The following is a 24965-nucleotide window of genomic DNA, read 5'->3' as shown; positions in this document are numbered from 1 at the left end:
CCCATGTCCATTCGTACCATTACCTTTGACGCGATCGTCGTCGGCGGCGGGGGCGCGGGCATGCGTGCCTCCCTGCAGATGGCCCAGTCCGGTTTCAAGACCGCGCTGATCTCCAAAGTGTTCCCGACCCGTTCGCACACCGTGTCCGCCCAAGGCGGCATCACCTGTGCCATCGCCTCCGCCGATCCCAATGACGATTGGCGCTGGCACATGTACGACACCGTCAAGGGCTCCGACTATATCGGTGACCAGGACGCCATCGAGTACATGTGCCAGGTGGGCCCGGAAGCGGTGTTCGAGCTGGACCATATGGGTCTGCCGTTCTCCCGTACCGAGGAAGGCCGCATTTACCAGCGTCCTTTCGGGGGCCAGTCCAAGAACTTCGGTGAAGGTGGCCAGGCCGCCCGCACCTGTGCCGCCGCCGACCGTACCGGCCACGCTCTGCTGCACACCCTGTATCAGCAGAACCTGAAGAACGGCACCCAGTTCTATAATGAGTGGTACGCCGCCGAGCTGGTGAAGGACGCCAACGAGAACGTCTGTGGCGTGATCGCGTTCAGCATCGAAACCGGCGAGACGGTGTTCTTCAAGGCCAAGGCCACGGTGTTCGCCACCGGCGGTTCCGGCCGCATTTACTCGTCCACCACCAATGCCCTGATCAACACCGGTGACGGCGTGGGCATGGCCCTGCGCGCCGGCGTGCCGGTGCAGGACATCGAAATGTGGCAGTTCCACCCCACCGGCATCGCCGGCGCCGGGGTGCTGGTCACCGAAGGGTGCCGGGGCGAGGGTGGCTACCTGATCAACAAGGACGGCGAGCGCTTCATGGAGCGTTATGCCCCCAACGCGAAGGACCTGGCGTCCCGCGACGTGGTGGCCCGTTCCATGATGATGGAAATCCTCGACGGTCGCGGCGACGGCCCGGACGGCAGCTACGTCTACCTGAAGCTCGACCACCTGGGTGAGGAAGTGCTGCACAGCCGCCTGCCGGGCATCTGTGAGCTGGCCATCACCTTCGCCGGGACCGACCCGGTCAAGGAACCGATCCCGGTGGTGCCGACCTGCCACTATATGATGGGCGGCATCCCCACCAACGTTCACGGCCAGGCGCTGAAGATGAGCGGCGGCCACGAAGGCGAGGATCAGATCGTTAACGGCCTGTTCGCGGTGGGTGAGGTAGCCTGCGTATCCGTGCACGGCGCCAACCGTCTCGGCGGCAACTCGCTGCTCGACCTGGTGGTGTTCGGTCGCGCCGCCGGCCTCTATATCGAGGACGCGCTGCGCCAGGGCATGACCCAGTACGAGCCCAGCAACGACGACATCGACGCCGCGCTGGCCCGGGTCAACCGCTGGAACGACTCCAAGGGCGGCGAATCCGTGCACAGCCTGCGCAAGGAGTTGCAAACCACCATGCAGAACCACTTCGGTGTGTTCCGCAAGGGCGACCTGATGGAAGAGGGCGTCGAGAAGCTGGCCGACCTGCGCGGCCGCATCGCCCAGGCCCATCTGGACGACAAGAGCAGCGCCTTCAACATGGCCCGCGTGGAAGCCCTGGAGCTGGACAACCTGCTGGAAGTGGCGGAAGCCACCGCGATCGCGGCCTACAACCGCACCGAAAGTCGCGGCGCGCACTCCCGCTACGACTACCCGGACCGGGACGATGAGAACTGGCTGTGCCATTCCATCTACGACCCGCGCACCAAGCAGTTGGGCAAGCGCGAAGTGAACTTCAAGCCGAAGACCGTGGACACCTTCCAGCCCAAGGTCCGGACCTACTAATCGGAGACGTGTAGCCATGAAAGTCAGTATCTACCGCTACAACCCGGACACCGACCGCGAGCCGACCATGAAGGAGTACGAGGTCGACACCCAGGGCAAGGACCTGATGGTGCTCGATATCCTCGCACTGGTGAAGGAGCAGGACGAGAGCCTGTCCTACCGCCGCTCCTGCCGCGAAGGCGTGTGCGGTTCCGACGGCATGAACATCAACGGCAAGAACGGCCTGGCCTGCATCACCCCGCTGTCCGAAGTGGCGCCGGGCGTGAAGGAAGGCAAGAAGCCGCTGGTGCTGCGTCCGCTGCCCGGTCTGCCGGTGATCCGCGACCTGGTCGTGGACATGGGCGTGTTCTATCAGCAGTACGAAAAAGTGCAGCCCTACCTGCAGAACCAGTCGCCGGCGCCGGCCATTGAGCGCCTGCAGACTCCGGAAGAGCGGGCCAAGCTGGACGGTCTGTACGAGTGCATCCTGTGCGCGTGCTGCTCCACCAGCTGTCCGAGCTTCTGGTGGAACCCGGAGAAGTTCCTGGGCCCGGCGGCCTTGTTGCAGAGCTACCGCTTCCTGGCGGACAGCCGCGACGATGCCACCGAGGAGCGTCTGTCCCGGCTGGACGATCCGTTCAGCCTGTTCCGGTGCCACGGCATCATGAACTGTGTCAGTGTTTGTCCGAAGGGGCTCAACCCCACCCGGGCAATCGGGCATATCCGCTCCATGCTCCTTGAGCGGGGCGTGTGAGAGAAGAGAGGCGGCCTGCGGGCCGCCTTTTTTTGGCCTGCCGTAAGCCGGGCAGGCCGAGCCCATCAGTAAAGTTGTTTCCGAATGCGACGGGGTGGGGCCGTGACCGGCGGGTTTCGATAAGCTTGACGGTGTTTCCGGGCGATTCAGGGCATTTTGCCAGGGTAGACGTGCCGTATCGGGGCAAATTGCCCCCTACCATGGTCTTGTAGTGCCTAACAATGGCCCCATAAACGTATTACACTACCGGGCGTTTCCGGCAACCCCGGGAGCGCGACAAAGCAGGGTGGGGGCGGTGCTTAAAAGGCGCCGTTTCCGTAAACAGCGATAAGCACGGGTAACAGGGTCGCGGCCCTGTGGACAGAAGCAAGCATGCCCACAGGCGTGACGTTCGCCCGGCTAAGGAACGAGCGACGATGCAAGACAGTTCCATGCACCGCCAATGGCAGTCCTCCCACATCGGGGGCGCCAACGCGGCCTATGTTGATGAACTGTACGAATCCTACCTGACCGATCCCAATTCCGTGCCGGAAGACTGGCGCGCCTACTTCGAGAAACTCCCCAGCGTCAATGGCGCCGTGGAATCCGACGTTCCCCATTCCGCGGTACGCGAACATTTTCTGCTGGAAGCCAAGAACCGCTCCCGGGTTCAGAAAATGGGCGCCAGCGCCGTCAGTTCCGAGCACGAGCGCCGTCAGGTGCGGGTGCTGCACCTGATCGCCGCCTACCGCAACCGTGGCCACCAGGTGGCCAAGCTGGACCCGCTGGGTCTGATGGAGCGCGAAGCGGTACCGGATCTGGAACTGGCCCACCACGGACTGAGCAAGTCCGATCTGGACACCGTGTTCCAGACCGGCAACCTGTTCCTGGGCAAGCCGGAAGCCACCCTCCGTGAGATCATGGACTGCCTGCAGGGCAGCTACTGTTCCACGGTGGGCACGGAATACATGCACATCGTCAACACCGCGGAGAAGCGGTGGATCCAGCAACGGCTGGAAGGCGTGCGCAGTCATCCGCAGTACGGCGCCGACATCAAACAGCATATTCTCGAACGGCTCACCGCCGCCGAGGGGCTGGAAAAATACCTGGGCAGCCGCTACCCCGGCACCAAGCGCTTCGGCCTGGAAGGGGGCGAGTCGCTGATTCCGCTGATGGACGAGATGATTCAGCGGGTCGGCAGCTACGGCGCCAAGGAAATGGTGCTCGGCATGGCCCACCGGGGCCGCCTCAACGTGCTGGTCAACACCCTCGGCAAGAGCCCGCGGGACCTGTTCGGCGAGTTCGAGGGCAAGAGCTTCAACGAGAACGGCTCCGGCGACGTGAAATATCACCAGGGCTTCTCGTCCAACGTGCAGACCTCCGGCGGTGAGGTGCATCTGGCGATGGCCTTCAACCCCTCCCACCTGGAGATCGTGTCTCCGGTGGTGGAAGGTTCGGTGCGCGCCCGCCAGGACCGCCGCGACGACAGCGGCGGCGACCAGGTGGTGCCGATCCTGATCCACGGTGACGCCGCCTTCGCCGGCCAGGGCGTGGTGATGGAAACCTTCCAGATGTCGCAGACCCGTGCCTACCACACCGGCGGCACCCTGCACATCATCATCAACAACCAGGTGGGCTTCACCACCAGCCGTCGTGACGACGCCCGTTCCACCGAGTACTGCACCGACGTGGCCAAGATGGTCCAGGCGCCGATCTTCCACGTTAACGCGGACGATCCGGAGGCGGTCTACTTCGTCACCCAGCTGGCGGTGGACTACCGCATGCAGTTCAAGAAGGACGTGGTGATCGACCTGATCTGTTACCGCCGTCTGGGCCATAACGAGGCGGACGAGCCGTCCTCCACCCAGCCGCTGATGTACAAGAAGATCAAGTCCCATCCGTCCAGCCGTACCCTGTACGCGGAGCGGCTGATCAACGAGCAGGTGCTGTCCGAGCAGGACGCCCAGAAGATGGTCGACGACTACCGGGACGCCCTCGACGAGGGCAACCACGTGGTCAAGGCCCTGGTGCGCGAGCCCAACAAGGCCCTGTTCGTGGACTGGTCCCCGTTCATCGGCCATCAGGTCGAGGACGACTGGGACACCGGTTACCCGCTGAAGAAACTTCAGGATCTGGCCAGCCGCCTGGAGACCCTGCCCGAGGGCGTGGTCACCCAGCGTCAGGTCAAGAAGATCCTGGAAGACCGCCGCAAGATGACCGCCGGCGCCATGTCCCTGAACTGGGGCTACGGCGAGACCCTGGCCTATGCCACGCTGCTGGACCAGGGTTACATGGTGCGCCTCACCGGCCAGGACTCCGGCCGGGGCACCTTCTCCCACCGGCACGCGGTGATTCACAACCAGAAGAACGGCGACAACTATGTGCCGCTGGAGCACCTCTATGAGGACCAGCCGCGCATGGACATCTACGATTCCCTGCTGTCCGAGGAAGCGGTGCTGGCGTTCGAATACGGCTACGCCACCACCACGCCCAAGGCGCTGATCCTGTGGGAAGCCCAGTTCGGCGATTTCGTCAACGGCGCCCAGGTGGTGATCGACCAGTTCATCTCTTCCGGTGAAGCCAAGTGGGGCCGTCTGTGCGGCCTGACCATGCTGCTGCCGCACGGTTACGAAGGGCAGGGCCCGGAGCACTCTTCCGCGCGTCTGGAGCGCTTCCTGCAACTGTGCGCCGAGCACAACATGCAGGTGTGCGTGCCGACCACGCCGGCGCAGATTTTCCATCTGCTGCGCCGTCAGGCGGTCCGCCCGCTGCGCAAGCCGCTGGTGGTGATGACGCCGAAGAGCCTGCTGCGTCACAAGCGCGCCACGTCCTCCCTGGAGGATCTGGCCGAGGGTCGCTTCCAGACCGTGATCGACGAGCAGCCGGAGTTTGACCGCAAGGCCGTCAAGCGGGTGGTCATGTGCGCCGGCAAGGTCTACTACGACCTGCTGGAGAAGCGCGAAAGCGACGACCTCAACGACACCGCCGTGGTGCGTATCGAGCAGCTCTATCCGTTCCCGGAGAAACGTCTCACCGAGATTCTGGAGAGCTACCCGAACCTGGAGACCCTGGTCTGGTGCCAGGAAGAGCCCATGAACCAGGGCGCCTGGTTCAGCTCCCAGCATCACTTCCTGCGCGTGGCGCGGGCGGTCAAGGACAACCTCCCGGTGCACTACGCCGGCCGCGACATGGCGGCGGCACCGGCGGCGGGCTCCATGTCCCTGCACGTTGAACAGCAGCAGCGTCTGGTCGAAGACGCATTCCAGATCAAATGAGCGAAAGCGAACCGAAAAGGGTTTAAGGAATCAGCATGGCGACAGAAATCAAAGCCCCACAGTTTCCGGAATCCGTGGCGGACGGCACCGTGGCCACCTGGCACAAGAAAGAAGGCGAGGCGGTCAAACGTGACGAGCTGCTGGTGGACATCGAAACCGACAAGGTGGTCCTCGAGGTAGTGGCCCCCAGCGACGGCGTGGTGGGCAAGATCCTCAAGGACGAAGGCGACACCGTGGAAAGCCAGGAAGTCCTGGGCTCCCTGGAAGCCGGCAGCGGCGCCGGCGGCGGTGACGCCAAGCAGGAAGAGAGCAAGGACGACGGCAAGGACGACGCCAAAGCCGACCAGCAGAAGGCGGAAGCCAAGAGCGAGCCCGCCGACGCCGGGGGCGGTGACGACGACGCCCAGGCCGGCCCGGCCGCGCGCAAGATGATGAGCGAGCACGGTCTGTCCGCCGGTGACGTGAAAGGCACCGGCCGCGACGGCCGCATCACCAAGGAAGACGTGGAGAAGGCCCTGGCCAACCGCCAGGAGAAGCCGGCGTCCTCTTCTTCCGAATCGAAAGCGGCGCCGATCCCCGAGGCGGAGCCCGGCGAGCGCGAAGAGCGCCGCGTGCCGATGACCCGTCTGCGCAAGCGCATCGCCGAGCGGCTGGTGTCCGCCCAGCAGAACGCGGCCATGTTGACCACCTTCAACGAGGTCAACATGAAGCCGATCATGGACATGCGCAAGAACTACAAGGACGCCTTCGAGAAGGCCCACGGCGTGCGTCTGGGCTTCATGGGCTTCTTTACCCGCGCCTGCGTGGAAGCGCTCAAGCGCTACCCGGAAGTGAACGCCTCCATCGACGGTGACGACGTGGTCTACCACGGTTACTACGACGTGGGCGTGGCGGTGTCCACCGAGCGCGGCCTGGTGGTACCGGTGGTGCGCGACGCCGACCAGAAGGGTCTGGCGGAAGTGGAGTCCCAGATCATCGACTACGGCCAGAAAGCCCAGAAGGGCAAGCTGTCCATCGACGAGATGACCGGCGGCACCTTCACCATCTCCAACGGCGGGGTGTTCGGCTCGCTGATGTCCATGCCGATTCTCAATCCGCCGCAGACCGCCATCCTGGGCATGCACAAGATCCAGGAACGGCCCATGGCCGTGGACGGCAAGGTGGAGATTCTGCCGATGATGTATCTGGCGCTGTCCTATGACCACCGCCTGATCGACGGCAAGCAAGCGGTGCAGTTCCTGGTCACCGTGAAGAACTTCATCGAGGATCCGGCCCGTCTGCTGCTGGACATCTGAACAAAGGGATAGGTTATGAGTGACAAATACGACGTCATCGTCATCGGCGGTGGACCGGGCGGCTACGTGGCCGCGATCCGCGCCGCGCAGCTCGGTTACAAAACCGCCTGCATCGAAAAGCGCATCAACAAGCAGGGCAAGCCGGCCCTGGGCGGCACCTGCCTGAACGTGGGCTGCATTCCGTCCAAGGCGCTGCTGGATTCGTCCTGGAAGTACCACGAAGCCGAAGGCGCCTTCGCCGATCACGGCATCAAGGTGGGCAAGCTGGACATCGACGTGAAGGCCATGCAGGAGCGCAAGGACAAAGTGGTCCTGCAGCTCACCGGTGGCGTGGCGTCCCTGTTCCAGGCCAACAAGGTGACCTGGCTGCAGGGTTCCGGCCAGCTCAAGGCCAACAAGCAGGTGGTGTTCACCCCCAACGAGGGCGACGAGCAGACCCTGGAAGCGGACAACGTGATTCTCGCCGCCGGCTCCGTGCCGGTGGAGATTCCCCCCGCCGAGGTGGACCAGAAGATCATCGTTGATTCCACCGGTGCCCTGGAATTCGATTCCGTGCCCAAGAAACTGGGCGTGATCGGCGCCGGTATCATCGGCCTGGAACTGGGCAGCGTCTGGTCGCGCCTGGGCAGCGAAGTGACCGTGCTGGAAGCGGTCGATACCTTCCTGCCGGCGGTGGACAAGCAGATCTCCAAGGAAGCCCAGAAACTGTTTACCAAGCAGGGACTCGACATCAAGCTCGGTGCCCGGGTCACTGCGTCCAAGAAAAACAAGAACTCCGTGCGCGTCACCTATACAGATAAAGACGGAGAGCACGAGGAAACCTTCGATCGTTTGATCGTGGCGGTGGGCCGCCGTCCGTACACCGAGGGCCTGCTCAGCCAGGACGCCGGTGTCACCCTGGACGAGCGTAATTTCATTTACGTGGACAACCAGTGCCGCACCGATGTGCCCGGCGTTTACGCCATCGGCGATCTGGTGCGCGGTCCCGCCCTGGCTCACAAGGCCATCGAAGAGGGCGTGATGGTGGCGGAAGTGATCGCCGGGGAACATACCCAGGTGAATTACGATGCCGTGCCCGGCGTCATTTATACCCATCCGGAAGTGGCCTGGGTGGGTAAAACCGAGGAAGAGGTGAAGGAATCCGGCGAACCGTACAAGATCGGTGCCGTGCCCTTCGCCGCCAATGGCCGTGCGCTGGCCGCCGGCGAACCGGCCGGGCTGGTGAAGTTCGTGGTGGACGAGAAGACCGACCGCGTGCTGGGCATGCATGTGCTCGGCCCGCAGGCTTCCGAGCTGATTCAACAAGGTGTGGTGGCGATGGAATTCGGCGCCAGCATCGAGGATCTGCAGCTCATGGTATTCGGCCACCCGAGCCTCTCCGAGACCGTCCACGAGGCCGCTCTGGCCGCGGACTACAAAGCCATTCACGTAGCGCAACGCCGCCGCAAGAAGTAAGGCCCGCGTGCACGGGCCCTGATCCGGTCGGGGCCCGGCGCGGCCCCGATTTTGCGCCGGGAGCGCTATCCACAGACATTTGATGGAAGTTAAGGCATGAATCTCCACGAGTATCAGTCTAAACAGCTGTTTGCTGATTACGGCCTGCCGGTTTCCAAGGGATTCGCCTGCGACACCCCTGAAGAGGTGGCCGCCAAGGCGAAGGAAATCGGTGGCGACAAATGGGTCGTCAAGGCCCAGGTACACGCTGGTGGCCGTGGTAAGGCCGGCGGTGTGAAGCTGGTCGACAGCCCCGAGGAAGCGGCGGAATTCGCCAAGAAATGGCTGGGCCAGCGTCTGGTCACGTTCCAGACCGATGAGCACGGTCAGCCGGTCTCCAAGATCCTGGTGGAAACCTGCACCGACATCGCCCGGGAACTGTACCTGAGCGCGGTACTCGACCGCGCCACCCGCCGGGTGGTGTTCATGGCGTCCACCGAGGGCGGCGTGGAAATCGAGAAAGTCGCCGAGGAAACCCCGGAAAAAATTCTCAAGGCGGAAGTGGACCCGCTGGTCGGCGCGCAGCCCTACCAGGCCCGTCAGATCGCGTTCCAGCTGGGCCTGGAAGGCAAGCAGGTCGGTCAGTTCGCCAAGATCTTCACCGGTCTGGCCAAACTGTTCGACGATAAAGACCTGGCGCTGATCGAAGTGAACCCGCTGGTGATCACCGAGCAGGGCGATCTGCACTGCCTGGACGCCAAGATCAACGTGGACGGCAGCGCGCTGTTCCGTCACCCGGACATCAAGGCTCTGGAAGACCCCTCCCAGGAAGACGAGCGCGAGCGTCGCGCCGCCGAGTGGGAACTGAACTACGTGGCTCTGGAAGGCAACATCGGTTGCATGGTCAACGGCGCCGGCCTGGCCATGGGCACGATGGACCTGGTCAAGCTGAAAGGCGGCCAGCCCGCCAACTTCCTGGACGTGGGCGGTGGCGCCACCAAGGAGCGCGTCACCGAAGCGTTCAAGATCATCCTCTCCGACGACCAGGTGCAAGCGGTTCTGGTCAACATCTTCGGCGGTATCGTCCGTTGTGACCTGATCGCCGAAGGCATCATCGGCGCCGTGGAAGAAGTGGGCGTCGAAGTGCCGGTGGTGGTGCGTCTGGAAGGCAACAACGCCGAACTGGGCGCCAAGAAGCTGGCCGACAGCGGCATGAACATCATTGCCGCCAAGAGTTTTGACGACGCCGCCGAACAGGTGGTGAAAGCCGCGGGAGGTGCCAAATGAGCGTATTGATCGACAAGAACACCAAGGTGATCTGCCAGGGTTTCACCGGCAGCCAGGGCACCTTCCACTCCGAACAGGCCATTGAGTACGGTACCAAGATGGTCGGCGGCGTGACCCCGGGCAAGGGCGGCCAGACCCATCTGGGCCTGCCGGTCTTCAACACCGTGGCCGACGCGGTCAAGGAAACCGGCGCCACCGCTTCCGTGATCTACGTACCGGCGGCGTTTTGCAAGGACTCCATCATCGAGGCCGCCGACGCCGGCATCGAGCTGATCGTCTGCATCACCGAGGGCATTCCCGCCCTGGACATGCTGTACGTGAAGGAATACATCGTCCGCAAGGGCAATGTGCGCCTCATCGGCCCGAACTGCCCCGGTGTGATCACCCCCGGTGAATGCAAGATCGGCATCATGCCCGGTCACATTCACAAGCCGGGCAAGGTGGGCATCGTGTCCCGCTCCGGCACCCTGACCTACGAGGCGGTCAACCAGACCACCAAACTGGGTTACGGTCAGTCCACCTGCATCGGTATCGGCGGCGACCCGATCCCGGGCACCACCTTCATCGACGCGCTGGAAATGTTCCAGAACGATCCGCAGACCGAAGCCATCGTCATGGTGGGTGAGATCGGCGGTACCGCGGAAGATGAAGCGGCGGCCTACATCAAGGAGCACGTGACCAAGCCGGTGGTCAGCTACATCGCCGGTGTCACCGCGCCCCCGGGCAAACGCATGGGCCACGCCGGCGCGATCATCGCCGGTGGCAAGGGCACCGCGGACGAGAAGTTCGCCGCCCTGGAAGCGGCCGGTGTGGTCACCGTCCGTAACCCCGCCGAAATCGGCGAGGGCGTGAAGAAGGCCACTGGCTGGTAAGTCAGCACCTTCCTCACCATAAAAAAGCCCGCCATCCGGCGGGCTTTTTTTGTGGGCGGAGATGCTTGCCGCGAGTATCAAAGCCCGGGTTGTCAGGCACCGGCCACGATTGGGCCATAGGTTTCCACCAACCGATTGGCGAACATGTCCACTTTGGGAATCATCTGCTTTTGCCGGCACACCGCCAGGTCGACGTGCATGGGCATCACCACGCCGAGTTTGCCGACCCGGGGCGCCACCTGATTGATATCCCACAGCGGAAAGCCGGTGGCCGGGATGACCAGACTGCCGCCGGGGTAGGGGCTGTCACAGCGATTGGCCAGTACCACCACCACCCGGTTGTCCTCGGCCCGCGGAATGGCGATAAGCTCCCGTTCCTGGGGCTCGCGCAGACTGGCCGGCCAGAGAATAATGTCGGCGCCGTCGATGGCCAGGCAGCGCGAGGATTCCGGAAAGAGGGCGTCGTAGCCGGCCATGATGCCCAGGCGCCCGAACCGGGTCTCGAACACCGGGTAGTCAGTGCCGGGCTCGGCCCACTCGCGTTCCTCGGCACTTAAATGCACCTTGCGATACTTCCCGGCCACCTGGCCATCGGTGCCAATCAAGAAGGTGGTGGAATAGAGCCTGTCGCCCTCCCGTTCCACGGTGGGCAGGGCGACCATGCAGCCGTAGGCCGTGGTGATGGCGCCGATGGCCTTGATCGCGGCATCGGTTTGGTCGGCCAGCAGCCGCGCATGCTCAGCGGTGGGCAGCCACTGCTCACAGAGCGCGTATTCCGGCAGCACCATGACATTGATGCCCAGCTTGGCGCCATGGCTGACCATATCCAGGGTGTCCCGCAACGACGCGGTGTCACCGTTACGGCCCGGGCGGGTGACGTGCATCTGCACCGCGGCCACCTTACTGGTGGCCTTGGAGGGCACGATCGGCGTTTCGGCGAGCCTGGCCACCGATGATTCCGCATACGGCAGGGTCATGCGCCCATAGGTATCGGGACGGCGGTCGGCGATTTTATCGTTGCGGCTGTAGATCGCCTTGTTACGGGCGGCGGACGGTTCAATGGTGGCGACCGCCAGGCCATGGGTGTCGTAGGGCACCTTGGAAACCACACGGCCATTCGGGTCGGCGATCATGCTGCCGCCGGGGTAGTAGATTGATCGTTCGTAGCCGGCTTTGGTGGCGGCCACCAGCCAGAGCCCGTTTTCGTAAGCTCGAGCGGGGCCCCAGACATCGGCCTGGTCCATGGTGAAGAAATTGGCCATGTCGACGATGATTTCAGCGCCTTGCAGAGCCATGGACCGGAAAATCTCCGGAATGCGCCCATCGAAGCAGATCAACAGGCCGATACGGCCCAGGTCGGTGTCCACCACCGGACAGCCGCGCTCGCCGAACTCGAACCAGTTCTGGTCGTGGGTGGCGAGAAACTGTTTTTGGTAGTGGCAGACCAGTTCTCCCTGGCGGTCAAACATCACGCCGGAATTGAACACGCGCTCACTGACCGGATCCCATTCGGTGATGCCGCTGGCGATATAGACACCATGTTCCCTGGCCAGCGATGAAAGCGCCGAAACAAAGGGGCCATCGGTCACGGTTTCCGCCAGTTCCCGGGCGTGCTCCGCGCTGTCGAACAGATAGCCGGTGTCCATGCACTCCGGGAAGACGATCAACTCCGCGCCTTGCCGGACCGCCTCTTCCACATAGTGCGTGGCGATTTCAATATTGCTTTTATAGTCGCCGAGGACCGCCAGGGTCTGGACCGCGGCGGCGCGAAAGCAGCCTTTACTCATTGTGTTTCTCTCCGCTTCGAAGGGGCTTGTTGAGGGGCACTTGATACCTCGCGCCAGAACACGTCCAGGCAGTGGCGCTTCAGGTCGACAAAGGCGGGGTCCGTGGTCAGCGCGGTGGTGCGGGGCCAGGGCAGATTGATGTCGACGATCTCCGCCACCTGGGTGGGGCGGCGGGTCAGCAGGATCACCTTGTCGGAAAGCTGGATCGCTTCCTCGAGGTCATGGGACACCAGCAAAGTGGTGGTGCCGGTCTTCATATAGATCTTCTGAATCTGCTCGCGCATGAACAGCGTCATTTCGTAGTCGAGGGCGGAAAACGGCTCATCGAGGAACAGAATTTCCGGATTGGTCACCAGGGCGCGCAGAATCGACACGGTCTGCTGCTGGCCGCCGGAAAGCTGATAGGGATAGGCATTGAGATCGATGCGAATATCGAACTCCGCCAGCAGCTTCTCGACCCGCTCATCGCGCTGGCGCTTTCCCATCCTCATGACCTTGAGGGGATAGTGAATGTTGTCGATGGCCCTCAGCCAGGGGAACAGGGCTTCCCGATAGTTCTGGAACACATACGAAATACGGGTCTCACGGATGGTCTGGCCGTCGTACAACACCCGGCCGGCGTCCATGGGTAAAAGGCCGGAGATCATATTGATCAGCGTGCTTTTGCCGCAGCCGTTGGGGCCGAAGATCGAGATGAACTGTCCCTGGGGCAGGGTCAGGTCCAGACCGTCGTAGACGGTGGCGGCGCCGAACGATTTGCGCAGACCCTCGATGGTGATCAGCTTACGGCGCCCGGGCGATTGCCCCGGGGCGCTTGATGGATTGTTCATGGCGACCGATCCGCTCACGGTTTGCCCGCCAGGTCCGCCGGCTTGAGCATCTTTTCGCGAATATCCATGGGCTCCTTGAGCACGCCTTCCTGAACGAACACATCAACAAAGGCCTGGTAGGAATTCAGGTCCGTTTCGTTGAGGTCGTGGAAGGGGCGCAGATAGGGTTGAGCGAGAAGATCCAATTGCGAATCCCGGATGGCGGTGTACTTCGGCAGAATCGCCTTGTACTTATCGAAGTCCGCGTTGACCAGATCGGTGGCCTGATCAATCACTTCGACCACCTTGCGGGCCACTTCCGGACGTTGTTCGATAAACCGGGTGGTGAGGACCGCGGCACCGGAATAGAAGGGGTCGGCGATCACCGACGCCACCGGATTGGTCACGGCGCGTTTTGCTTTCCCGGAGGCCACCGCGATGGAGCCCACCGGCTCGAGCGAAAGGGTGGCGTCCACGCTGCCGCCGGCCACGGCCGGAACCTGCATGGCCACGGCCAGATCCGTCAGTTGCACGTCCTTGTCCGGGTCGAGGCCGGCCGCCCTGACCATATGCCGGGAGATGGTGCGCCATTGGATACCGGGAACATGGCCCAGGCTTTTGCCTTTCAGGTCGGCGAAGCCGCTGATGTCGCTATCCGGGGCCACGATCAGGCCGTCATTGATGCGGTTGACGGCGATACCGCCGCCCTGCAGACCGAACACCTTGAAGGTGCCGGGAAACCTGGATTCGGCCAGCATGGCGATGCCGGCCGCCGCGCCGGGAGGACCGAAGTCGGCACGTCCGCCCACCAGCGCATCAATGATGTGGTTGGGCGATTCCATTTTCTGGGAGTCGATGTCGATGCAGGCCTTCTCAAACAGGCCCTCTTCCAACGCCACGTAGTAAGCGGTGGTCTGCATGATCGGCAGCCAGGCCGCGGTGACTTTCTCCATCTTGTCGCAGGCGGCCTGGGCGTTCGCCGCGAGCAGGGCAAGGACGGAGGAGGTGGCTATAACAAGAAGCTTGTTCATGGTCCGGATTCTCCAGATGGTTGGCGTGGGGTTCTTCAATAAGGATCAGCGGCCCGACCAGTGCACCACGGCTCGCTCAATCAGCAGCAACGCCAGATTAAGTCCGTAGCCCATGGCGCCGGCGATCAGGATCGAGCCGTACATGTCGGTCAGTTGGTAGGAAATCTGTGCGTCGATGATGCGATGCCCCAGCCCGTCCACGGCGCCGATGAACATTTCCGCGACGATGATGACCACCAGGGCGATGGAAACGCTGTTGCGCAGGCCGACAAAGGTTTGCGGCAGGGTTTCAAAGAAGATGACGTCGAGAAAAATACGGCCCGTCGATGCACCCATGGAGCGCGCTGCCTGAATACGGGTCTGACGTGCGTTCATGACCCCATAGGCCACATTGAAAATGATCACCAGGCAGGCGGCGAACGCCGCCACGGCGATCTTGGCGATATCGCCGAGGCCGAACAGCAGCAGAAACAGGGGGAACATGGCGGTGGCCGGCATGGAACGGAAGAAGTCGACCAGGAATTCCACGGACTGGTAGAGCTTTTTGTTGGATCCCAGCACGATGCCGATGGGCAGGCCCAGCACGATGGCGATGCCGATGGAGTAGCACACCCGAATCAGCGTCTGGGTGAAGTCGTGCACCATGTCGCCGTGGGCAATGGCCACGCCGGTGTCCGCCAGGGTCGCGAAGGGTGAAGGCAGCAGGTCGTTGGTCACCAGATCGCCGGCGAAGGCCAGCCACCAGATCAGCAACAACAGCGCCGGTCCCACGGCGGGGCGAAGCAGCTGTCGGGAACGGGGGCCCGGGAAGGAAGGGAATTTCATTGCCATATCGGTTGCCTGTCTTCTCATGGGGGACGCCGGAATAGGTGCGTGGCGGCCTGGTAAGAACGCTATAGGTTGCAATTACATATTTAAATGGCGAATGTTGCAGATGAACCTGTAAAAATGCACAGATGGCCGCGACGGTGCGTTTGGCGCAACCTGTGGTTCACCTCAAATGTTAATATGCAAAACGCCGGCCAGATCGGGACCGGCTGGATCGTCAGGTGGGACGGGGGAGGTTGTCTTGGTCAGGGCGTACCGGGGGCGACACCGGGCATAAGCAGGTCCTTGTCCTGATTCACCCGGCTTTCAAGGAAGGCCATGACCGCCTTGATGCGTGCCACGTGAAGAAAATCCTCGTGGGCGGAGAGCCAGATATCCCGAACCGCGAACAGCTTGGGCAGAATCGGTACCAGGTCGCGGTTACCGGCGGCGATGAACGAGGGGAGCATGGCGATGCCCAGGCCATTGCAAACGCTCATGTACTGGGCCACCAGACTGGTTGATCGGAACGCCAGATGGTGGGGCCGGAAAATATCGGACAGCCAGCGATTCTCGCTGACCTGTACCAGTTCGTCGATGAAGTCGATAAAGACATGGTCGTTCAGGGCGGCGATGCTGGTGGGCATGCCCTGCCGGTCCAGATAGTCGCGCGCGGCGAACAGCGACACCTTGAACTCCCCGATCTTGCGGATCGATAACCTGCGCCCGGTGGGTTTGGAAAAGGTGACGAACAGGTCGGCCTCGCGGCGGCTGAGATCCAACAGCAGGGAGTCGGTGATCAGATCGATCTGGATCGATGGATGGCGGCTCCGCAGGTCCGGCAGACACTGGGTCAGATAGAAGCTGCCCAACCCTTCCATGGTGGCGATGCGCACCGAACCGCTGGCGTCGGCGCCGGTAATGCCGATTTCCTCGGCGATGGCGTTGGCCTGAGCCTCCATCCCTTCCGCGTAGCGCAACAAACGGTAGCCGGTTTCGGTCAGCTTGAAGCCGGTTTTACTGCGCGTGAACAGGCTGGCGTTGAGGCGCGTTTCCAGCTCACGAATGCGCCGGCTCACCGTGGTGTGGTCGACACGCAATTTCTCCGCCGCCCGCACCAGACTGCGTTCCCGGGCCACGGCGAGAAAATAGGTGATGTCGTTCCAATTATAACGGTGTCGCAAGGCGGCGGGTTCGTATCGGGGTCGGAATGCACAACGTTAAGTGACCAGGGCGGGCAGCGCAATGCTTGCCCGCCGGTGTTCCTCGGGTCGGGCCGTTGGCGATAAAGAAAAAAAGACGGCGGCGTGGCAGCGTAAACCGGGTATCGCTCGGAGACGCCGGGCCCCGGGCGACATTTTCAGCATCAGCGGCGGGTGAGCGCCACTGATGCTTTCAGGAAACCGTCAGTGCAACACGTCCTCGTCATCCTCCAGCCCGAAGAAATCGTAGTCGTTCAGCTCGCGCTTGAGACGACGTTCCTCCAACCGATCCTCGATGCGATGGCGCATGTCCATATTGAAACCGCGGGCACGGGTCGCCTTTTCCTCCTGGACATCCTCTTCCAGGTCGTCATCCACTTCATAGTCATCATTCATCAGTAGTTCATCCGACTCATAGTCTGTCTCAGCGCGTCGGTTACTCATGGTCGCCTCCTTCGGGAAATGGGGGAACGGCCTCAAACAACCGGGTGCCAAGGAGCCGAACCGGACGGCGCGGTGCTGAGTGCCTTCGTCGCCGGTCGTTTTCCTGATCACCTCAGCGCCTATATAACGTCTGATTTTCGTCCAGACAAGCCTTTTTTGATGAAATCCGATGACTGGAAAAGCGGCTCCGGTCACGCCCGTGCGCCGGCCCGCGCCGCCCGTGGCCGGCGCCATTGTGACCGCCGTCAAAGCCCGGCGCGCGGGGGCGGCCGACGGCCGGTGAAACGGTGGATTGCGCCCGTTGCCCTTTGTAAGCTGGGCCGGGAGCGTCGCCGGGCGCAGTGGGGAGAACAGAACAACATGTCCGAATGGCTTATCGTGGTCGGCCTCAGCCTGTTGATCATGGCCACGGCGGGGCTGGTCAGACGGGCCGCGTCCCAGGGCCACAGTACGCTGCTGTTTCTGCTGCCGCTGGCCGGCTGGCGCCAGGTTCAGGGGCACTGGGACAGCTACGGCCTGCTGGCACTGCTGCGGGTGTTGGGGCTGGTGTGCCTGCTCAGCGGCGCCGGCCTGTTCTATCTGCAGCGGGTGGTGCTGGCGCCGGCGGTGGCGCCGGGGCAGGTATTGCGCGGCGCCAAGGAGACGTCGGCCAGCGCCTTCGTGCAATCCCCCCAGGCCAGCCTGTTGATCGCCCGGGGCGAGGGCCGGCCGCTGAGCGGGCGCCTGCACGGCACCGCACTGGATCCCACCGCCCGGGTGACGCTGATCAATGGCGTGCTGAGCGTGCAGGAAGGGGAGGGTTTTCTTCCCGAACGCTCGCTGAGCGTTCTGCTGGGCTGGCAGGGGGAAGACATCGACGAGCGTCGCACCCTGCTGGTGGACCCGGGCCAGACCGACGGCCCGGCGCTGCATCTGTCCTGGACCCCGGAGGGCCGTCGCTATCCGGAGACCCGTATCTTCCACGGTGGTTACCGGCTGGAGCTGGCCCTGGCGCCCCTCGGCGAGGGCCGCTTCAGCGGCACCCTGCAACTGCTGCTGCCGGACGCCCGGCAGAGCTATCTGGTGGGCAACTTCACCGCCCACGCCGATCACCTGCGCTACCGGGACGGCGCCGTGGATCTGTTCTTCGACCATCCGGACACCCTGGCCTGGGTGGCCCGGCAGTACCTGCGCACCCAGTATCCCGATGGCGCGGTGGAGCGGGTGGTGGTGGAAAACGTCAATCTGCGTCGCGCCGACGGCCACGGCCAGGTGCAGGCCCGGGTGGTGCTGCGCGGCGGCACCGTGGAGCGGCGCCGTATGACCCTGGAAGAAAGCCCGGCGGGCTGGGCGGTGACCCCCGGGACCCTGGACCGCCAGGTGCTCGACGATCAGAGCGGCGAGGCCGCCGATTCCGGCGGTGCCGGCGCCACTTCCCCGGACCGCTCGGCACCGTCGACGGAGCGCCGGCTGGCCCGCTTTGACGAGCTTTCCGCGCACATCGGTGAGTCGGTGACGGTGATCGAAGCGGGCGGGCAGACCCATGACGGGCAACTGGTCCGGGTGGCCGAGGACCGGTTGTGGCTGAGCCGCCGGATCGGCGCCGGGCAGGTGGAGCTGACCCTGGCGGCGGAGCGGGTGGCGGCGGTGCGCCTCGGCGACGGCACCCGGCTGGTGGCGCCGCACGACGAACCGGTGGGCGAGGGCGACCCGGTGTCCCCGGACAGTGACGGCGCCGACGGCCCGGCCACCCTGGCCGGCGCCGAACAGTGGATCGGCCGCCGGGTCACGGTCACCCTGACCAGCGGCGAGCGTCGCCAGGGAATATTGCGGGCGCTGGATCAGCGGCGGCTGACCTTGGCGGTGCCGATGGGAGCGGGCAGTATGGAGTACTTCTTCCCCATCGAGGACATCGAGACCCTCAAGGAGACGCCATGAAGGTTCTGGTCACCGGCGGCAGCGGCTTTATCGGCAGCGCGCTGTGCGCCCGATTGGTCCGTCAGGGCCACCAACCGGTGGTGCTGAGCCGCCGCCCGGCCCGGGCCCGCCCGCTGTTGCCGCCGGACACCCGGGTGGTGGCCTCCCTGGACGAGATCGACCGGGGCGAGATCCTGGGCGGTATCGTCAATCTGGCCGGCGAGAACCTGTTCGCCGGCCGCTGGACGGCGCCGCGCAAGGACCGCCTGATGGCGTCGCGCATCCACACCACCCGGGCGGTGGTGTCCCTTTGCCGGCGGCTGGAGCACACCCCGCCGGTGCTGGTCAGCGGTTCCGCGGTGGGCTTCTACGGCGACGCCGGCGACGCCGAGCTCACCGAGCACAGTTCCGCCCGCCGCAAGGATTTCGGCTACCGGCTCTGCGATACCTGGGAACAAACCGCCCGCGAGGCCCAGCGCCTGGAGATGCGCCTGTGCCTGATCCGTACCGGGGTGGTGCTGGGCCGCGACGGCGGCATGCTCGCCAAGCTGCTGCCGGTCTACCGGCTGGGGCTGGGCGCCCGGCTGGGCAACGGCGCCCAGTGGCTGAGCTGGATCCACCTGCACGACATGACCACCATCCTGCTGCGCGCCCTGGAGAACCCGGCGGTGGAGGGCGTGTTCAACGCCACCGCGCCGCACCCCGTGACCCAGCGGCATTTCCACCGGGCCCTGGCCGCCGCCGTGCACCGGCCCGCCCCCTGGGTGGCCCCGGCGCCGCTGCTCAAGCTGGCCCTGGGCGAGCTGTCCGGCATGCTGCTGGGCGGTCAGCGGGTCTACCCCCGGCGCCTGGAGGACCAGGGCTTCAGTTTCCGTTACCCGCGGCTGGAAGACGCCCTGGCCGATCTGGTCGGCGACTCTTGAAATCCGGCGCCGCGGGCCAATCTTTGCAGCCAGCCGTACACACTGATTTCTGGTGGAGAACAAAACGATGAGTCAGGACCGCGAAACCCGTGGTTTCCAGGCGGAAGTATCCCGCCTGCTGCACCTGATGGTGCATTCCCTCTACAGCAACCGGGAAATCTTCCTGCGTGAGCTGATTTCCAATGCCTCCGATGCCTGCGACAAACTGCGCTTCCAGGCGCTCGACGACGACAGCCTGATGGAAAACGATCCGGCGCCCTGGATCCGGCTCACGGTGAACCCGGACGCCGGCACCCTCACCATCGCCGATAATGGCATCGGCATGTCCCGCGAGGACGCGGTGGACAACCTGGGCACCATCGCCCGCTCCGGCACCGAGAAATTCCTGGCCAGCCTCACCGGCGACCGCAAAAAAGACGCCCAGCTGATCGGTCAGTTCGGGGTCGGGTTCTATTCCGCCTTTATCGTCGCCGATCGGGTGGAAGTGTTCAGCCGCCGGGCCGGCGAGCCGGCGGAGCAGGGCGTGCGCTGGGAGAGCGACGGCCAGGGTGAGTTCACCGTGGAAACGGTGACCCGCGAGCAGCGCGGCACCGCCGTGGTGCTGCATCTGCGCGAGGACGCCCGCGAGTTTCTGGACGCCGGCAAGGTGCGCTCGGTGGTGCAGCAGTACTCCGACCATGTGGCGTTCCCGATCCTCATGGCCAGCGAAGCGAAAACCGGCGAGGACGGCGAGCAGGGCGAAAGCGAATGGCAGACCATCAACTCCGCCACCGCCCTTTGGCAGCGCCCGCGCAGCGAGGTCAGCGACGAGGAATACCAGAATTTCTACCGCCACATCAGCCACGATTTCCAGGACGCCCTGACCTGGAGCCACAACAAGGTGGAGGGGGCGCTGGAATACACCAGCCTGCTGTACGTACCGGCCCGGGCGCCCTTTGATCTGTACCACCGGGAAGCGAGCCGCGGGCTCAAGTTGTACGTGCAACGCGTGTTCATCATGGACGACGCGGAACAGTTCCTGCCCATGTACCTGCGCTTTATCAAGGGCGTGATCGACGCGCCCAACCTGCCGCTCAACGTGAGCCGCGAACTGCTGCAGGACTACGGCCCGGTGCGCAAGATCCGCGCCGCGCTCACCAAGCGGGTGCTGCAGATGCTCAAGAAACTGGGCAACGACGATGAGCAATACGCCACCTTCTGGGCCCAGTTCGGCGAAGTGCTGAAAGAGGGCATCGGCGAGGACCCGGACAACCGGGAAGCGATCGCCGCGCTGCTGCGTTTCCCGTCCACCGAGGACACCACCCCCGGCGCGGTCTCCCTGGACCGCTACCTGGAGCGGGCCGGCGAGGGCCAGGACAAAATCTACTACCTGCTCGCCGACAATCTGGACGCGGCGCGCAACAGCCCCCATCTGGAGGTGTTCCGCAAGAAGGGCCGTGAGGTGTTGCTGCTCACCGGCCGGGTGGACGAGTGGATGGTCAACTACCTGGACGAGTACCAGGGCAGAAAGCTGGTCAACGCCGCCCGTGGTCAGCTCGACATGGACGACCGGGAGGAGGAGGCCAAGGCCGCCGAACAGGACAACCCGCTGATCGAACGGCTGGCCGCCAGCCTCGGCGACCGGGTCACCGAGGTACGGCCCACCGGTCGTCTGGTGGAATCCCCGGCCTGCCTGGTGCTCGGCGAGGACGAACTGGGGCCGCAGCTGCGCCAGATGCTGGAGGCCGCCGGCCAAACGGTGCCGGAGAGCAAGCCGGCCCTGGAGGTGAACCTGAGCCATCCGCTGCTGGAACGGCTGCAGGGCATCGAGGACCCGGCCGGTTTCGATGAGATCGCGGAACTGCTGCTGGACCAGGCGCTGCTCGCCGAGGGCCGCCTGCCCAAGGACCCGGCGGCCACCGCCCGGCGCCTGAACCGGCTGCTGCAGGCCCAGGCGGAGCGCGCCTGATCGCATTTTGTTCCGGCAGGTCCTATGATGCCGGAAATTTTCCGCGCGCCGTGGCCCGTTGTCAGGGCGCGGCGCGCGTCGGATTCGAGGGGCATCGCCCGTGAAGCAGCATCAGCCACACACCGCCGCGATCCTGGGCGGCGGCAGTTTCGGCACCGCCATGGCCAGCATCCTGGCCGAGAACGGCCACCGTACCCGGCTCTGGGTGCGCGACCCGGAAACCGCCGCCGCCATCAACGAGGACCGGGAGAACCCCCGCTATCTGCCGGGCCAGTCCCTGCCCGAGGGGGTGCACGCCACGGAAAGCCTGGACGAGGTACTGGATGGCGCCGACCTGGTGTTCGTGGCGGTGCCGTCCAGCGCCTTCGTGGAAGTGCTGCGTCAGGCCCGCCCCAAGGTGGCCGAGGGCACCCTGGTGGTCAGTTGCACCAAGGGCATCCACGAAGACGGCTTCCTGCTGATGAGCCAGCTGCTCAAACGGGAATGGGACCAGGCGCGCATCGGCGTGCTCAGCGGCCCCAACCTGGCCCGCGAGATCGTCGAGCGCAAATTCACCGGCACGGTGATCGCCAGCCCCGACGAAGCGCTCTGCCAGACCGTGCAGAAAGCACTCAGCTGTGACTACTTCCGGGTCTATGACAATCCGGATATTTACGGGGTGGAACTGGGCGGCGCCCTCAAGAACATTTACGCGGTGGCGTCCGGCATGGCCGCCGCCATCGGCATCGGCGAAAACAGCCGCAGCTTCATGCTCACCCGGGCCCTGGCGGAGATGAGCCGCTTCGCCGTGGAGCTGGGCGCCAACCCGCTTACCTTCCTGGGACTGTCCGGGGTGGGCGACCTGATCGCCACCTGCTCGTCGTCGCTGTCCCGCAACTACCGCCTCGGCCATGCCCTGGGCAGCGGCCAGGACCTGAACCAGGCGCTGGATGCCCTGGGGCAGACCGCCGAGGGCCTCAACACCATCCGGCTGGTGGCGACCCGGGCCCGGCAACTGAACGTTTATATGCCCCTGGCCACCGCGCTCTATGAGATCATCTACGAGGGCAAGCCGCTGGACACCATGATCGCCCGGCTGATGAGTGGCGAGCACAAGCACGATGTGGAGTTCAGCTTTCACGGGGGAACCGCTTGAGAGTCTATCTGTGCCGTCACGGCGAGGCCGTGGCGCAGGCGCCCACCGACGCGGAACGACCGCTCACCGAACGCGGTCGGCTGGAGGTGATGGCGCTGTGGCAGGACCTGCGCGCGGAAGGGGTACGCATGGAACGGCTGATCGCCAGCCCGTACCGGCGCGCCCAGCAGACCGCCCTGTGCATCGCCCGCGCCTTTGGTGGCCAGGAACAGGAAGCCTGTGGCTGGCTGGTGCCGGAAGCCCGGCCCCAGGCGTTTCTGGATTGGCTGATTCAGCAGCCGGAGCAGGACAACACGGTGTTGGTCAGCCACATGCCGCTGGTGTCCCTGCTCACCGCCGCCTGGATCGGTGAGCCCACCGCGCGGCCGGCTTTTCGCGTCGGCACGGTGGCGGCCCTGGACGTGGAGGTGGCGGCCCCCGGCGGCGCCCGCCTGCTGTGGATGCGCGGCCCCGGCTAGAACTGTTCGTCTTCCTTCCAGTGCTGCACCGCCACCTGGGCTTTCACATGGTCCAGAATTTCCAGCAGCGTCTGTTTCACCATCTCGTTGAGCTGTTCACCGCCGCCGCCGGAGGCACTGATGATGTCGTCGATCAGGGCGTCCAGGCGCGGCCGGTTGGCCGGTGAGCTGATGTCCTCCACCAGTTGATCCACCAGGGCGGTGCCGCTGTCGCGCACGGTGTCGCCGAGCAGGGCGATGGCGCGCGGGCCGGCCACCGGCATCTGCGCCAGACGCCGGCCGGCGGCGGTGCGCTGCACCGCCTCGTCGGTCAGGTAGACCAGATACTCGCCGAGCCGGTCCCGGTACTGGTCGTGGCTGCGGCGGGTGGCGGCGGCGACGCGCCCGGCCAGGTAATCCACCAGTTGCTCGCGCCGGGGCGCCAGCACTTCCCGTTCGATGCGGTGCATCATCGGGCCGCCGGTGCGGATTTCCCGCTGCGCGCCTTCCAGCACATTGATCACCACCCGATCGGAGATTTCCTCCATCAGCACCTTGTAGTACTTGATCACGGTGCGGCCCGGATAGGTGTCGCGGAAGTCCACCACGCCCATCTTTTGCAGCCGGAACATCAGGCTTACCACGCGCAGGATCCGCAGCCAGCGGAAGCTGCCCACCGGGATGCAGCCGAGCAGGTCATACCAATGCACAAACGGGTAGAAGAACCAGCGGTGATAGGTGCGCCGGGCGATGGCGAAGCCCCAGCGGATCACGAATTCGGTCAGATAGACGGTGACGAAGGCCAGATCGATTTCAAAGAAATTGGCGTGGATCTGTTCCTTGTAGAAGGTGTGGAAATCCGGCACCCAGGTTTGCAGCAGGGCCTGCACCGATTCCACCCGAAAGGCCCAGTCGAAGATGATCAGTGCCAGGTTGACGATCACCAGCACGATCATCAGCACATCGATCAGAAAGCCCAGGGAATCGAGCCCCGGGCGCAGCTTCTTCAGGTGGACATGGACACTCATGAGGGCAGGTTATCGAACCGGCTCCACACCGGACAGTGGTCCGAGGGCCGTTCCATGCCACGAATGTCGTAATCCACGCCGGTATCGGTGAGGCGTTCCAGCAGGGCCGGGGTGGCCAGCACGGTGTCGATGCGCAGGCCCCGGCGCGGGTCCCGATCGAAGCCCTTGGAGCGATAATCGAACCAGGAGAACACGTCGTCGGTGTCCGGGAAACGGTGGCGGAAGGTGTCCACCAGGCCCCAATTCACCAGCCGCTGCCACCATTCCCGTTCCTCGGGCAGGAAGCTGGTTTTGCCCTCGCGCAGCCAGCGCTTGCGGTTGTCCTCGCCGATGCCGATGTCCCGGTCGGTGGAGGAGATATTGAAGTCGCCCATGATCGCCAGCTGTTCATCCGGGCGATGGTGCTGCTCCAGGTAGTCCTGCAGATCCTGGTAGAACTTTTCCTTGGCCGGAAACTTGACCGGGTGCTCGCGGTTTTCGCCCTGGGGAAAATAACCGTTGAGCACCGTCACCGGTTTGCCGTCGGCGTCGTTGAAACGGCCGATGATCATGCGCTTCTGTGCATCCTCGCCGTCGCCGGGGAAGCCGTAGCGTACTTCTTCCAGCGGTTCGCGGGTGAGCAGGGCGACGCCGTAGTGACCTTTCTGCCCGAAATAGTACGGGTGGTAGCCCAGATCGCGCACCGCCTGTTCCGGGAACTCGCTGTCCTGCACCTTGGTTTCCTGCAGACCCAGCAGCGTCGGGCGGTATTTTTCCAGCAACGTCTCCAACTGGTGGAGACGGGCGCGAATGCCATTGATGTTGAATGAAATCAGCGTCATATCACCTCCGTTTGCGGCGCATTGTACACCACCGCATGGCCGC

The 24965-nt window shown here is 64.3% G+C and carries 20 protein-coding genes; 12 read left to right on the top strand and 8 right to left on the bottom strand.

The window, feature by feature from the left end:
* Positions 1-3 precede the first annotated feature (3 nt).
* The 7 genes from sdhA to sucD all read left to right on the top strand — a co-directional run bounded on the left by sdhA (position 4) and on the right by sucD (position 10654).
* Positions 4-1779, top strand: coding sequence for a succinate dehydrogenase flavoprotein subunit (sdhA, locus tag ACLD0W_RS15755; protein ID WP_410308438.1), 1776 nt, complete (start codon positions 4-6; stop codon positions 1777-1779).
* A 16-nt stretch (positions 1780-1795) separates the two neighbouring features.
* Positions 1796-2512: a succinate dehydrogenase iron-sulfur subunit gene (locus ACLD0W_RS15750; protein ID WP_410308437.1), complete on the top strand. Its 717-nt coding sequence runs from the start codon at positions 1796-1798 to the stop codon at positions 2510-2512.
* Between the two features lie 416 nt (positions 2513-2928).
* Positions 2929-5766 carry a 2-oxoglutarate dehydrogenase E1 component gene (locus ACLD0W_RS15745; RefSeq protein WP_410308436.1) on the top strand — a complete coding sequence of 946 codons (2838 nt, stop codon included), beginning with the start codon at positions 2929-2931 and terminating at the stop codon, positions 5764-5766.
* A gap of 35 nt (positions 5767-5801) precedes the next feature.
* Positions 5802-7061 (top strand): 2-oxoglutarate dehydrogenase complex dihydrolipoyllysine-residue succinyltransferase, encoded by a 1260-nt coding sequence (gene odhB / locus ACLD0W_RS15740; RefSeq protein ID WP_410308435.1) that lies wholly within the window; start codon positions 5802-5804, stop codon positions 7059-7061.
* Positions 7062-7076: 15 nt separating this feature from the next.
* Entirely contained in the window at positions 7077-8516 is a 1440-nt protein-coding gene (lpdA, locus tag ACLD0W_RS15735) for a dihydrolipoyl dehydrogenase (RefSeq protein WP_410308434.1), read from the top strand.
* Positions 8517-8612: 96 nt separating this feature from the next.
* The gene (gene sucC, locus ACLD0W_RS15730) at positions 8613-9782 is read left to right on the top strand and encodes an ADP-forming succinate--CoA ligase subunit beta (protein WP_204427923.1); all 1170 of its coding nucleotides are present in this window, start codon (positions 8613-8615) and stop codon (positions 9780-9782) included.
* Positions 9779-10654 carry a succinate--CoA ligase subunit alpha gene (sucD, locus tag ACLD0W_RS15725; protein ID WP_138771890.1) on the top strand — a complete coding sequence of 292 codons (876 nt, stop codon included), beginning with the start codon at positions 9779-9781 and terminating at the stop codon, positions 10652-10654. Before sucC ends, sucD begins: the two co-directional genes overlap by 4 nt.
* Before the next feature lie 92 nt (positions 10655-10746).
* On the opposite strand, the gene ACLD0W_RS15720 is transcribed toward sucD, so the two are convergent.
* From ACLD0W_RS15720 to ACLD0W_RS15695, 6 genes are all read right to left on the bottom strand, one after another.
* Positions 10747-12441, bottom strand: coding sequence for a carbon-nitrogen hydrolase family protein (locus ACLD0W_RS15720; protein ID WP_410308433.1), 1695 nt, complete (start codon positions 12439-12441; stop codon positions 10747-10749).
* Positions 12438-13271, bottom strand: coding sequence for an ABC transporter ATP-binding protein (locus tag ACLD0W_RS15715; protein WP_410308432.1), 834 nt, complete (start codon positions 13269-13271; stop codon positions 12438-12440). The genes ACLD0W_RS15720 and ACLD0W_RS15715 overlap by 4 nt, the downstream gene beginning before the upstream one ends.
* 14 nt (positions 13272-13285) lie before the next feature.
* Positions 13286-14281, bottom strand: coding sequence for an ABC transporter substrate-binding protein (locus ACLD0W_RS15710; RefSeq protein WP_410308431.1), 996 nt, complete (start codon positions 14279-14281; stop codon positions 13286-13288).
* Positions 14282-14326: 45 nt separating this feature from the next.
* Positions 14327-15106: an ABC transporter permease gene (locus ACLD0W_RS15705; RefSeq protein WP_410308430.1), complete on the bottom strand. Its 780-nt coding sequence runs from the start codon at positions 15104-15106 to the stop codon at positions 14327-14329.
* Positions 15107-15354: 248 nt separating this feature from the next.
* Positions 15355-16272, bottom strand: a complete 918-nt coding sequence (locus tag ACLD0W_RS15700) for a LysR family transcriptional regulator (protein ID WP_410308429.1) — start codon at positions 16270-16272, stop codon at positions 15355-15357.
* Positions 16273-16494: 222 nt separating this feature from the next.
* A complete protein-coding gene (locus tag ACLD0W_RS15695) occupies positions 16495-16686 on the bottom strand; it encodes a PA3496 family putative envelope integrity protein (protein WP_410308428.1) in 192 nt (63 codons plus the stop codon).
* Positions 16687-17094: 408 nt separating this feature from the next.
* Between ACLD0W_RS15695 and ACLD0W_RS15690 the strand changes: the two genes are divergently transcribed.
* The 5 genes from ACLD0W_RS15690 (at position 17095) to sixA (ending at position 23094) form a co-directional block, all read left to right on the top strand.
* Positions 17095-18651: a hypothetical protein gene (locus tag ACLD0W_RS15690; protein ID WP_410308427.1), complete on the top strand. Its 1557-nt coding sequence runs from the start codon at positions 17095-17097 to the stop codon at positions 18649-18651.
* Positions 18648-19553, top strand: a complete 906-nt coding sequence (locus ACLD0W_RS15685; protein WP_410308426.1) for a TIGR01777 family oxidoreductase — start codon at positions 18648-18650, stop codon at positions 19551-19553. Before ACLD0W_RS15690 ends, ACLD0W_RS15685 begins: the two co-directional genes overlap by 4 nt.
* Positions 19554-19620: 67 nt before the next feature.
* Positions 19621-21501, top strand: a complete 1881-nt coding sequence (gene htpG, locus ACLD0W_RS15680; protein WP_410308425.1) for a molecular chaperone HtpG — start codon at positions 19621-19623, stop codon at positions 21499-21501.
* A 100-nt stretch (positions 21502-21601) separates the two neighbouring features.
* The gene (locus ACLD0W_RS15675; protein WP_410308424.1) at positions 21602-22636 is read left to right on the top strand and encodes an NAD(P)H-dependent glycerol-3-phosphate dehydrogenase; all 1035 of its coding nucleotides are present in this window, start codon (positions 21602-21604) and stop codon (positions 22634-22636) included.
* Positions 22633-23094, top strand: coding sequence for a phosphohistidine phosphatase SixA (gene sixA / locus ACLD0W_RS15670; RefSeq protein ID WP_410308423.1), 462 nt, complete (start codon positions 22633-22635; stop codon positions 23092-23094). The genes ACLD0W_RS15675 and sixA overlap by 4 nt, the downstream gene beginning before the upstream one ends.
* Here sixA and ACLD0W_RS15665 read toward each other — a convergent pair.
* A complete protein-coding gene (locus ACLD0W_RS15665; protein WP_410308422.1) occupies positions 23091-24101 on the bottom strand; it encodes an ion transporter in 1011 nt (336 codons plus the stop codon). The genes sixA and ACLD0W_RS15665 overlap by 4 nt on opposite strands.
* Entirely contained in the window at positions 24098-24922 is an 825-nt protein-coding gene (xthA, locus tag ACLD0W_RS15660; protein WP_410308421.1) for an exodeoxyribonuclease III, read from the bottom strand. The genes ACLD0W_RS15665 and xthA overlap by 4 nt, the downstream gene beginning before the upstream one ends.
* Positions 24923-24965: the final 43 nt, after the last annotated feature.

Source organism: Alloalcanivorax sp. C16-1 (assembly GCF_046507805.1).
GTDB lineage: Bacteria > Pseudomonadota > Gammaproteobacteria > Pseudomonadales > Alcanivoracaceae > Alloalcanivorax.
The sequence above is the reverse complement of the archived record's forward strand: the minus strand, read 5'-3'. Positions and strand labels throughout refer to the sequence as shown.

Coding starts and splice junctions, on each gene's coding strand:
- ACLD0W_RS15705 (WP_410308430.1), bottom strand. CDS start 15,106: ATGAAATTCCCTTCCTTCCCGGGCCCCCGTTCCCGACAGCTGCTTCGC.
- ACLD0W_RS15720 (WP_410308433.1), bottom strand. CDS start 12,441: ATGAGTAAAGGCTGCTTTCGCGCCGCCGCGGTCCAGACCCTGGCGGTC.
- odhB (WP_410308435.1), top strand. CDS start 5,802: ATGGCGACAGAAATCAAAGCCCCACAGTTTCCGGAATCCGTGGCGGAC.
- ACLD0W_RS15690 (WP_410308427.1), top strand. CDS start 17,095: ATGTCCGAATGGCTTATCGTGGTCGGCCTCAGCCTGTTGATCATGGCC.
- ACLD0W_RS15685 (WP_410308426.1), top strand. CDS start 18,648: ATGAAGGTTCTGGTCACCGGCGGCAGCGGCTTTATCGGCAGCGCGCTG.
- htpG (WP_410308425.1), top strand. CDS start 19,621: ATGAGTCAGGACCGCGAAACCCGTGGTTTCCAGGCGGAAGTATCCCGC.
- sucC (WP_204427923.1), top strand. CDS start 8,613: ATGAATCTCCACGAGTATCAGTCTAAACAGCTGTTTGCTGATTACGGC.
- xthA (WP_410308421.1), bottom strand. CDS start 24,922: ATGACGCTGATTTCATTCAACATCAATGGCATTCGCGCCCGTCTCCAC.
- ACLD0W_RS15715 (WP_410308432.1), bottom strand. CDS start 13,271: ATGAACAATCCATCAAGCGCCCCGGGGCAATCGCCCGGGCGCCGTAAG.
- sucD (WP_138771890.1), top strand. CDS start 9,779: ATGAGCGTATTGATCGACAAGAACACCAAGGTGATCTGCCAGGGTTTC.
- ACLD0W_RS15695 (WP_410308428.1), bottom strand. CDS start 16,686: ATGAATGATGACTATGAAGTGGATGACGACCTGGAAGAGGATGTCCAG.
- ACLD0W_RS15665 (WP_410308422.1), bottom strand. CDS start 24,101: ATGAGTGTCCATGTCCACCTGAAGAAGCTGCGCCCGGGGCTCGATTCC.
- sdhA (WP_410308438.1), top strand. CDS start 4: ATGTCCATTCGTACCATTACCTTTGACGCGATCGTCGTCGGCGGCGGG.
- ACLD0W_RS15710 (WP_410308431.1), bottom strand. CDS start 14,281: ATGAACAAGCTTCTTGTTATAGCCACCTCCTCCGTCCTTGCCCTGCTC.
- ACLD0W_RS15750 (WP_410308437.1), top strand. CDS start 1,796: ATGAAAGTCAGTATCTACCGCTACAACCCGGACACCGACCGCGAGCCG.
- lpdA (WP_410308434.1), top strand. CDS start 7,077: ATGAGTGACAAATACGACGTCATCGTCATCGGCGGTGGACCGGGCGGC.
- ACLD0W_RS15745 (WP_410308436.1), top strand. CDS start 2,929: ATGCAAGACAGTTCCATGCACCGCCAATGGCAGTCCTCCCACATCGGG.